7 protein-coding genes and 1 pseudogene are annotated in these 7,762 nt (G+C 70.7%); 2 read left to right on the top strand and 6 right to left on the bottom strand.

Annotation, left to right across the window (positions count from 1 at the left end; genetic code table 11):
* Positions 1-17: 17 nt before the first annotated feature.
* Positions 18-413 (top strand): annotated as a pseudogene (locus tag GUY60_RS39820) (hypothetical protein); the annotation flags it as partial.
* Between the two features lie 12 nt (positions 414-425).
* On the top strand, positions 426-701 hold the full coding sequence (locus GUY60_RS39255; protein ID WP_246235876.1) for a hypothetical protein: 276 nt from the start codon (positions 426-428) through the stop codon (positions 699-701).
* 38 nt (positions 702-739) lie between these two features.
* Here the strand turns inward: GUY60_RS39255 and GUY60_RS30860 are convergent, their stop codons facing one another.
* Genes GUY60_RS30860 through GUY60_RS30835 form a run of 6 tightly spaced genes read right to left on the bottom strand, consistent with a single transcriptional unit; the run spans position 740 to position 7,722 of the window.
* Positions 740-1,540 carry an ABC transporter ATP-binding protein gene (locus GUY60_RS30860; protein ID WP_161703790.1) on the bottom strand — a complete coding sequence of 267 codons (801 nt, stop codon included), beginning with the start codon at positions 1,538-1,540 and terminating at the stop codon, positions 740-742.
* On the bottom strand, positions 1,537-1,953 hold the full coding sequence (icmB, locus tag GUY60_RS30855) for a coenzyme B12-dependent isobutyryl CoA mutase small subunit (RefSeq protein WP_161703789.1): 417 nt from the start codon (positions 1,951-1,953) through the stop codon (positions 1,537-1,539). Before icmB ends, GUY60_RS30860 begins: the two co-directional genes overlap by 4 nt.
* Before the next feature lie 26 nt (positions 1,954-1,979).
* Positions 1,980-3,569: an acyl-CoA mutase large subunit family protein gene (locus tag GUY60_RS30850; RefSeq protein WP_161703787.1), complete on the bottom strand. Its 1,590-nt coding sequence runs from the start codon at positions 3,567-3,569 to the stop codon at positions 1,980-1,982.
* Positions 3,570-3,606: 37 nt separating this feature from the next.
* On the bottom strand, positions 3,607-4,779 hold the full coding sequence (locus tag GUY60_RS30845; RefSeq protein WP_161703785.1) for a CaiB/BaiF CoA transferase family protein: 1,173 nt from the start codon (positions 4,777-4,779) through the stop codon (positions 3,607-3,609).
* Positions 4,780-4,782: 3 nt separating this feature from the next.
* Positions 4,783-6,276 carry an aldehyde dehydrogenase family protein gene (locus GUY60_RS30840; protein ID WP_161703783.1) on the bottom strand — a complete coding sequence of 498 codons (1,494 nt, stop codon included), beginning with the start codon at positions 6,274-6,276 and terminating at the stop codon, positions 4,783-4,785.
* 57 nt (positions 6,277-6,333) lie between these two features.
* Positions 6,334-7,722, bottom strand: coding sequence for an MFS transporter (locus GUY60_RS30835; protein ID WP_161703781.1), 1,389 nt, complete (start codon positions 7,720-7,722; stop codon positions 6,334-6,336).
* Positions 7,723-7,762: the final 40 nt, after the last annotated feature.

Genomic DNA, 7,762 nt, shown 5'->3' with positions numbered 1-7,762 from the left:
GGGCGGGGGTCTGGGGCATGTGCGACTCCGGAATGCGTGAGGCGACAGCGTCGTCGCTTCTCTCGGCGGGGGCGATCCGACAATGGAGTGTTGTGGGACACAGCAACACCTCCACATGGAGAGGGAGTGTGTTTCTGAATTGTTCAGGGCCTCTCCAACTGGGGGAACTCCGCTCTTTTCTCATGGAGCCGAGTGCAATACGTTGCCTTTCTCCTTCGCGTCCGCATTCGGCGGATCTCGAAAAACCGAAGAGAGTGAGCATCGTGTTTTACGCACGAGTAGCTACAAAGGAGCCGGCGTCACGGCCCGAGCGGTCCGCCCAGGACGGGGGCGGCGCGGCGGAACTCTTCTACCAGCGCTGTTCCTGGTGTCGCAGCACGACCTTCCGGCGGCTCCTCTGCCCGGTCTGCTGGTCCCCTGAACTGATGCCGGTGCGCAGCGAGGGCGTGGGCGTGGTGGCGCCCCGTCGATACGGCCCCACGGTGCTGGACGCCGTGTGGCCCGTACGCATGGCGGAAGGCTTCGTCGTACGGTGCCGGGTCGACGGCCCGCCGCAGGCCGTACACCCCGGGGTGAGGGTCCGGCTCGCCGGCCCGACCGAGACGGTCACCCGGGACGACGGCCGCGTCGTCCCGGGCGAGCCCGTGGTCCGGCTCTGTGAGGACGTCCCCATGGACGGCTGGATTCGCGGCGCGGGTTGAGCCGCTGCCGAGGCGGATCCACGCCCACAGACTGGCGGCTAGCTGGGCCTCGCCGAGCGCGCGGCCCAGCGGCCACCGCGCCGCTCGACCTCGACGGGCCGTCCGAAGCAGGCCGTCAGACGACCGCTGGTCAGCACCTCGTCGACCGTGCCGCAGGCCTGCACCCGGCCCTCGCGCAGCAGCAGCGAGTGGCCCGTGCTGTTGGGCAGCTCCTCCAGATAGTGCGTGACCGTGACGGTCGCCAACTCCGGCCGCGCCCACGCCAGTTCCTGCATCGCGTCGATCACGTCCTCCCGCGACGGCAGGTCGAGCGCGTTGTACGGCTCGTCGAGCAGGAGGAGCGCCGGATCGCACATCAGGGCCCGTGCGATGAGGATCCGGGCACGCTGGCCGCCGGAACACACACCGTAGGGTCGATCCGCGAGGTCCTTGCAGTTCAGCTCGGCCAGCAGCTCGTGGGCCCGCTCGCGCGCGGCCGCGTCGTACTCCCGCCAGAGCGGCTGCACCGTCCCGGTCGCCCCGGTCAGGACGACCGTGTGCGCCGTCGCTCTGTGCGGAACCTCCTGCATCGGCGAGACGAAGCCGATACGGGAGCGCAGCTCGCGCAGGTCGACGCGGCCGACCCGGTGGCCGAGCACGTCCACGGTGCCGCTGCTGGGGTGCCCCTGCGCGCCGAGCAGCCGCAACAGGGTCGTCTTGCCGGCGCCGTTGGGCCCGAGCAGTGCCCAGTGCTCACCGGCCCGGACCCGCCAGTCCACGCGGTCCAGGACGACCTGGCCTGTGGGGTGGCGCAGCACGCTCACGTCGGCCACGTCGGCCACGATCCGGCTCGTACTCATGCGGGCACCCCGCCGCCGACATACGCCCTGACCCAGTCCACGACGTCGTGCGTCGCCGTCCCGGGGGTGAAGACGCGGGCGACGCCCATCCGCTCCAGCGGGGCGATGTCCGCCTCGGGGATGATGCCACCGCCGAAGACCGTGATGTCGGCCGCGTCCCGCTGCTCAAGCAGCTCGATGACCTTGGCGAAGAGGGTGAGATGGGCGCCTGACAGGACGGACAGGCCGATCCCGGCGGCGTCCTCCTGGAGGGTGGCCTCCACGATCTGCTCGGGCGACTGGTGCAGACCGGTGTAGATCACCTCGATGCCCGCGTCCCGCAGCGCGCGGGCGATCACCTTGGCCCCGCGGTCGTGTCCGTCCAGGCCGGGTTTGGCCACAAGTATCCGAAGAGGGTGGGGAGTTGTCGTCATGTGTGTCACCTGTTCCGGCATCTCGGTCAGAAGGCGTCGGTCGGGACGTACGTGCCCCAGACCTCGCGCAGCGCGTTGCAGACCTCGCCGACCGTGGCCCGTGCCTTGAGCGCGTCCCGCATCGGGTGGAGCACGTTGTCGGCGCCCTCCGCGGCCTTCTTCAGCGCGGCCAGCGCCGCGTCCACGGCGGCCTGGTCACGGTCGGCGCGGAGCTCGGCCAGGCGCGCGGCCTGCTGGGCCTCGATCGCCGGGTCGACGCGCAGCGGCTCGTACGGCTCCTCGACGTCGATCGTGTAGCGGTTGACGCCGACGACGACCCGTTCGCCGCTGTCCGTCTCCTGCGCGATCCGGTAGGCGGAGCGCTCGATCTCGCCCTTCTGGAAGCCGCGCTCGATCGCGTCGACCGCGCCGCCCATCTCCTCCACCTTGGCCATCAGCTCCAGGGCGGCGGCCTCGACGTCGTCGGTCATCTTCTCGACCACGTACGAACCGGCGAACGGGTCGACGGTCGCGGTGACATCGGTCTCGTACGCCAGGACCTGCTGGGTGCGCAGCGCGAGCCGGGCGGACTTGTCCGTCGGCAGCGCGATCGCCTCGTCGAAGGAGTTGGTGTGCAGCGACTGGGTGCCGCCGAGCACCGCGGCCAGGCCCTGCACGGCGACGCGGACGAGGTTGACCTCGGGCTGCTGCGCGGTGAGCTGCACGCCGGCGGTCTGGGTGTGGAAGCGGAGCATCAGCGACTTGGGGTTCTCCGCGCCGAACTCCTCCCTCATCACCCGGGCCCAAATCCGCCGCGCGGCACGGAACTTGGCGACCTCCTCCAGGATCGTCGTACGCGCCACGAAGAAGAACGACAGCCGGGGCGCGAAATCGTCCACGTCCATCCCGGCGGCGACCGCGGTGCGGACGTACTCGATGCCGTCGGCGAGAGTGAACGCGATCTCCTGCGCGGGCGAGGCACCGGCCTCGGCCATGTGGTAGCCGGAGATCGAGATCGTGTTCCACTTCGGAATCTCGGCCTTGCAGTACTTGAAGATGTCCGCGATCAGCCGCAGCGAGGGCTTCGGCGGGAAGATGTACGTCCCGCGGGCGATGTACTCCTTGAGCACGTCGTTCTGGATCGTGCCGGTCAGCTTCTCCGCCGGGACGCCCTGCTCCTCGCCGACGAGTTGGTAGAGGAGCAGCAGGAGCGCGCCGGGGGCGTTGATCGTCATCGACGTGGAGACCTGGTCCAGCGGGATGCCGTCGAACAGCACCCGCATGTCGTCGATCGAGTCGATCGCCACGCCGACCTTGCCGACCTCGCCGTGCGCGATGGGCGCGTCGGAGTCGTGCCCCATCTGCGTGGGCAGGTCGAACGCGACGGACAGGCCCATCGTGCCGTTGGCGATCAGCTGCTTGTACCTGGCGTTGGACTCCACCGCGGTGCCGAAGCCCGCGTACTGCCGCATCGTCCACGGCCGGCCGGTGTACATGGACGGGTAGACACCGCGTGTGAAGGGGTACGAGCCCGGCTCGCCCAGCTTCTCGTCGGGATCCCACCCGTCCAGGGCGTCCGGCCCGTAGACGGGCTCGATGGGCAGCCCGGATTCGGACGGACGAGGTGTTGCTGTCATGTGCGTTCTTCCCTTGCGTCTTTCTCCACGCCGTTGCTCAGGTGTCCAGGCCATGCAGCCAGGCGCGGACGCTCTCGTTGTGTTCGCCGAGCCGGGGCGGGGCGATGTGTCGCGCCCGGCCTCCTTCGTCGAACCGGACGGCAGGGCCAGGGAGTTCGATGGTGCCGAGCGACGGGTGGTCGACCTCGATGACCAGGCCCTGCGAGCGGGTCTGCGGGCAGTCGTAGACCTGGTCGAGCGTGCGGACCTCGCCGGCCGGCACTCCGGCGGCATCGAGCAGCGGCAGCCAGTGCGCGGCCGGCTGCTCCAGGAGCACCTTCTCGATGTCGGCGACGAGTTCGTCCCGGTGGGCCACGCGCCGCACAGTGCTGTCGTAGCGGGGGTCGGCGGTGTCCAGGCCGAGGACCTCCGCGAACCTGACCCACTGGGCGTCGTTGGCGGCCGCGACCTGGATCGCCCCTCCCTCGCAGCGGAACAGCCCGTACGGGGCGATCGCCACGTGGTGGTTCCCGGACGCCCGGCCCACCTCGCCGGCCACCGTGTACCGGGTGCCCTGGAAGGCGTGGACACCGACGATCGAGGCGAGCAGCGAGGTGCGCACGACCTTGCCGCGCCCGGTGCGCTCGCGCTCGTACAGCGCGGACACCACTCCGTACGCGCCGTTCATCCCGGCCAGTACGTCGCCGATGGGCACCCCGACCTTCGTCGGGCTGTGCGGGTCCGGCCCGGTGAGGCTCATCAGGCCGGCCTCGCCCTGGGCTATCTGGTCGTAGCCGGCGCGTCCGCCCTGCGGTCCGTCGTGGCCGAAGCCGCTGATGGAGAGGATCACCAGGCGTGGGTTGAGTTCGTGGAGGCGAGCGGCGGAGAAGCCGAGCCGGTCCATGACGCCGGGCCGGAAGTTCTCCACGAGGACGTCGGCCTGCCGGACCAGCCGGGTCAACAGGTCGACGCCCTCAAGGGACTTGAGGTCGGCGGTCACCGACTCCTTGTTCCGGTTGCAGGACAGGAAGTACGTCGACTCCGGCGCGTCCTCGGGACCGACGAACGGAGGTCCCCAGCCGCGCGACTCGTCACCGGTGCGAGGGGCCTCGACCTTGATGACCCTGGCCCCCATGTCGCCGAGCATCATGGCGGTCTGGGGTCCGGCCAGGGCGCGGGAGAGGTCGACCACGACCACGCCTGCCAGTGGACCTGAGACGGTGGTGGTCATGGCTCAGCGCTCCAGGTGGACGGAGACGTGCTTGCGCTGGGTGTAGCTGTCGAGCATGCCCTCCAGGGAGAACTCCCGGCCGATGCCGCTCTGCTTGAACCCGCCGTACGACTGGCCCAGCACCTGGCCGCCGCCCTGGTTGACCTGGACCCAGCCGGCCTCCAGGGCGTGCGCGGTGCGCAGCGCGGCGCCCAGGTCGTGGGTCCAGACGTATCCGGCGAGGCCGTAGTGGGTGTCGTTGGCCATGCGGATCACGTCCGTCTCGTCCCGCCACGGGATGGCGCACACCACCGGGCCGAAGATCTCCTCGGCGGCGATCCGCCACGAGTTGGAGACGTTGGCGAAGACCGTGGGCCGGTGGTACCAGCCCTGGGCGAGCGGTCCCTCCGCGGGCGGCAGGCCACCGAGCGCGAGGTCCACGCCGGGCTGCTCGATCCCGTCGGCGATGTATTCGCCGACCCGGTCGAACTGGCGGGCGTTGACGATCGTCCCCAGGTCGCTGGCTTCGTCGACCGGGTCGCCGACGACCAGCTCGGACAGCTTGTCCACGAGCTTGCCGACGAAGGAGTCGAAGACGGACTCGTGGATGAACAGCCGGGAGCCGGCGGTGCAGGACTGGCCCTGGCGGAAGAACCGCATTCCGCTGATCGTGCCGTCCACCACCCAGTCCTCATCGGCGTCGGGGAACACGATCTGCGGGCTCTTGCCGCCCAGTTCGAGCGACACGGGGACGATCCGCTCGGCGCCCTTCTCCATCACCCGGCGGCCGACGGCCGTGGAGCCGGTGAAGGACAGCTTGGCGACCGCGGGGTGGGAGGTGAGGGCCTCGCCGGCCTCGGAGCCGTATCCGGTGATCACGTTCAGCACGCCGGCCGGCAGGAACTCCTGGCAGACCCGTGCGACGGCAAGGACGGCAAGGGGCGCGTCCTCGGCCAGCTTGAGGACCAGGGTGTTGCCCGTGACCAGGGCGGGGGCGATCTTCAGCGCGGAGAGCATGAGCGGCGCGTTCCAGGGCACGATGGCGCCGACGACGCCGAGTGGTTCGCGCCGCGAGTAGTCCAGGACCTGGGGGTTGAGCGGGATGCTCTCGCCCTTGGCCTCGCCGGCGACTCCGGCGAAGTAGCGGAAGGCGTCGACGACGAACTGCATTTCGCCGCGCGACTGGGTGCGGATCGCGTTGCCGTTCTCCAGCGAGAGCAGCCGGGCGATGCGTTCCTGCTCGGGCTCCAGGGCGTCGGCGATCCGGCGGAAGAGTTCGCCGCGGTCGCGGGGCCGCAGATCCCGCCACGCGGGGAAGGCACGGGACGCGGCGTCCACCGCCCTGCGGACGTCCTCGGCCCCGCCGCGCGGGACCCGGCCGAGGATCGTTCGGTCACGGGGGCTCTCGACGTCGATCCACCAGCCGTCCGCGGCCTCGGTCCACTCACCGGCGATCAGCATGAGCGCGTCACCGACGTGGTGCTCGGACAGGGGGGTGGTGTGCTGCTCGATGGTCATGGCGGTCGGGTCCTTCGGTATCTGAGGGGTGAAGGGGGGAGGGTGCGCCGCGTTCGGTCAGCCGAGGGGCGAGGCGATGGTTCGGGGCGCCTGCTCGGTGCCGTCGACGTGCTGACGGGCGGGCTCCTCCAGGTCGCTGCCGCGCGTCTCCCGGGCGAGCAGGACGCCGAGGGTCGAGACGACCGCGGCCGCGGCGAGGTAGACGGCGATCGGCTGCCAGGAGCCGAAGCGGTCGAGGAGGTAGAGGGCGATGATCGGCGCGAGGCCGCCGCCGACGATGTTGGTGACCTGGTACGTGAACGAGGCGCCGGAGTAGCGGATCCGGGTGCTGAACATCTCGGCGAAGAACGCTGCCTGCGGTCCGAACATCAGGGCGTGCACGACCATGCCGGCCGCCAGGGTCGCGGTCACCACGACGGCGTCGCGGGTCTCCAGGAGCGGGAACATCACGAACCCGAAGGCGCCCATCAGCACCGTGCCCGTGAGGTAGACGGGCCGCCGTCCGAGCCGGTCGGACAGGGCGCCGAACGCCGGGATGGCCAGCAGATGACAGGCGTTGGCCACGATGAGCCCGCTGAGGACCAGATCGCGCCGCATTCCGAGGGCGTCGGTGGCGTAGGCGAGGGCGAACGCGGTGAGCATGTAGTACGAGATGTTCTCGACCAGCCGGGCGGCCATCCCGCACAGCACCTCGCGGCGGTGCCGGGTCAGCACCTGGAGCAGGGGTGCGCGCTCCGTCCGGCCGGCGTCGGCGGCCCGCTCGGCCTCGGCGCGGGCCTGGGCCTCGCGGAAGGCGGGGGACTCGTCGACCGAGACCCGGATCCAGTACCCGACCGCCACGAGCACCGCGGACAGGAGGAAGGGCAGACGCCAGCCCCAGGACAGGAAAGCCTCCTGACTGAGCGTCAGTGACAGGGTCCAAAGGACCAGCGTCGCCAGCAGGTTGCCCGCCGGCGCGCCGGCCTGCGGCATGCTCGCCCACAGGCCGCGCCGCCGCTGCCCGCCGTGCTCGGCGACGAGGAGCACGGCGCCGCCCCACTCCCCGCCGATCGCGAAGCCCTGCACGAACCGCAGAGTGACAAGGGCCGCGGCGGCGCCGGCGCCGAGGGTGGCGTAGGTCGGCAGCAGGCCGATGAGGAACGTGGAGCCGCCCATCAGGATCAGGCTCAGGGTGAGCAGCTTCTTACGGCCGATCCGGTCCCCGAAGTGACCGAAGACGATTCCGCCGACGGGGCGGGCCACGAATCCGACCGAGAAGGTGAGGAAGGCGAGCATGGTGCCGACCAGGGGGTCGGTCGCGGGGAAGAACAGCTTGTTGAAGACCAGCGCGGCGGCGGAGCCGTAGAGGAAGAAGTCGTACCACTCGATGGTGGTGCCGACGACTCCGGCGCCGATGACCTTGGCCAGAGGGGCGGAGCGGCGCGTGGGGCTGGGGGATCGGGGCATGGCGGAACACCTCGCGGAGGCGGAGCGGGGGAGTGGGGCC

Origin of the sequence: Streptomyces boluensis (genome assembly GCF_009908195.1) — a bacterium.
In the GTDB taxonomy this organism is placed as follows: Bacteria; Actinomycetota; Actinomycetes; order Streptomycetales; family Streptomycetaceae; genus Streptomyces; species Streptomyces boluensis.
The sequence above is the reverse complement of the archived record's forward strand: the minus strand, read 5'-3'. Positions and strand labels throughout refer to the sequence as shown.